The sequence below is a fragment of the Amphritea pacifica genome (assembly GCF_016924145.1).
GTDB lineage: Bacteria > Pseudomonadota > Gammaproteobacteria > Pseudomonadales > Balneatricaceae > Amphritea > Amphritea pacifica.
On the sequence record NZ_JAFFZO010000116.1, the window covers coordinates 1 to 478 of the forward strand.

General features: G+C 57.7%; 1 protein-coding gene. It reads left to right on the top strand.

Translation table 11 applies throughout. The features are described 5' to 3' along the window. Positions 1-478 (top strand): FAD-binding oxidoreductase (locus tag JW499_RS21660; protein ID WP_232846579.1); only part of this gene is annotated, 478 nt, incomplete at both ends.

Genomic DNA, 478 nt, shown 5'->3' on the forward strand with positions numbered 1-478 from the left:
CATTTCAGGCCGGTCAGTATATCAACCTGAAGCTGCCGGGCGTGGAGGGTAGCCGGGCGTTCTCTATCGCCAACAAACCCTCCGATGCCACCACACTGGAACTGCATGTGCGTTTAGTGCCGGGCGGGGCGGGCACTACCTACCTGCATCAGCAGTTGGAGGTGGGGGATACCCTGGATGTGAGTGGTCCCTATGGTCAGTTTTTTGTGCGCAAATCGGATGATCAGGGCGCGATCTTTATCGCCGGTGGTTCGGGGCTATCCAGCCCGCAATCGATGATTCTGGAACTGCTGGAGGAGGGCGACAGCCGTCCGATTACCCTGTTGCAGGGGGCGCGCAATCTCTCTGAGTTGTATAACCGGACGCTGTTTGAAAACCTCGACCGGGAGTTTGCCAACTTCACCTATGTTCCGGCATTGAATGCGCCTGAAGAGGGGGATGACTGGCAGGGCTTCACCGGTTTTGTGCATGAAGCGGC